2 protein-coding genes are annotated in these 1,710 nt (G+C 39.8%); both read right to left on the bottom strand.

Annotated features, from left to right (window positions below):
- The coding region (locus ACJMNB_RS09555) for a RecT family recombinase (protein ID WP_405341840.1) at positions 1–633 on the bottom strand (633 nt) is incomplete at its 3' end.
- 2 nt (positions 634–635) lie between these two features.
- Positions 636–1,710: YqaJ viral recombinase family protein (locus ACJMNB_RS09560; protein WP_405341842.1), on the bottom strand; the 1,075-nt coding region annotated here is incomplete at its 5' end.

A 1,710-nucleotide genomic window follows, 5' to 3' on the forward strand; every position in this document is an offset into this window, starting at 1 on the left:
TTCGGCATAAGCTGAAATATTGAATGCTTTTTTTATTGAATTCACAAATGCCCTGTTCTGCAACATTTGCATCGGCTGATTTGCCCAAGGTTCAGAACCGGTGTACGCTTCGTCAAAAAATGTTGTCACACAGACAGGATGTGTCCGGTCTTTACGATATACAATGCATTTGATCCAATCAGCGACAGTTCTTTTGACGTTGGTTGTCACTTTTGATCGCTGTCCGTTTGAATAAGAGGTTTTCACAAAATTCAATTCACGTTCACGAACGGGTCCGAATTCAAAATCCATGCCGTCGAATTGTGGTGACCTGTTTGCAATAGTGTTCCAACCGTCGATTGAAATCACAATTGCAAGTTTTCCGCGGGAGACAAAACCATAAATCTGTTTGACCATTGGATTCAGATTCAGATTTGCACACTGCACAAGGAATGTGAAAACATCGTGTTTTGTGATGAAATCCTTGCCGTTGTTTGACAACATGTTTGCGCAGAAATTGAAAAGAACCGGCGCGGTGACTTTCAGGGAAAGTTTTTTGATAACGTTCAATGTTTCATCAACAAATTCTGCCGGCATTGATTCGCCGAATGAAGAAACCATGTTGTTCTGATTTATATTCTGTTGGTTTTCCATAATTATTTATTTCCTTTTTTCTTGGAACTTGAAAAACGAAGTGTTCTGTTCTCATCAAGTTTTTTAATGGTGTACTTCGCAACAAGTTGTTCATATGTCTTTCTTTCAGTTTCTGACATTGCATCAACATTCAGTGATGATCTACTGGATGCACGGAAAGTCGCAACCTTGTTGCCGTCAGCGTCCAACAGTTCATCATTCACACCTATGAATTCAATGATTTTTCTTTTGATTTCATCCTGTTCATTTTCAAGATTATCAATTGATTTTTTCAGATCTTTATATTTGGCGATTAACATTGAAACATCCTGATTTGCGATAATGACTGATTTTTCTTCAAAAAAAGATTTGATGAAATCGTTTGATGTTGGTTGCGGTGCAACATCTTTCAAAACATTCTGACACCAGAATTCAGAACACTTCGAATATATCAATTTGGCGACAGTCTCATTGAACGGAATGACAAAAATTCTGAAATCATTGCCACCGATAAGAGCAGCAAGGAAACATTTATGAATGCCGGTCACAAGCATATAATGCTGACACTGAAAATAATAATTCAGTGGCACATCAGTTTCTGACTGAATGCCGATCATATTTTCGTCGTGAAATTGTTCGTCTGAATACCATGCAGCGGATTTGTTGAATTTGCTGTCGCTATATGCTGACGCAGTTTTGCATTCGAGGACTGCCGAACGACTGCCGTTGATTGTCACAAGGCGGTCAACATTGCCGACCAACCAGGGTGCGGATTCAAGCGAATAATGCTTATTAGAGCGACTAACAGAAAAACCGGTTAAGTCTGCAAAGTGACGTGCAACAGTATCTTCAAGGATGGTGCCCCATTTGGTGAATCGATTGGAAAAACGATCTGTCTTTCGGCCGGTTTTATTCATCCAAACATCAAAAGGTGTTTTGCCGAACGAATCAAGGCCAAGAACGGCAGAAACTTCAGAACCACCGATGCCAAGCAAGCGACGTGTGTGCCACACTTCGTTTTCGTCATCATTGACGTGTTGCATCATAATTTGCAACTTGCGTTTTTCGTGAAGTTCAATATCTGATTTATCCATATAG

The organism is Fibrobacter sp. (assembly GCF_045131395.1).
Classification (GTDB): Bacteria; Fibrobacterota; Fibrobacteria; order Fibrobacterales; family Fibrobacteraceae; genus Fibrobacter.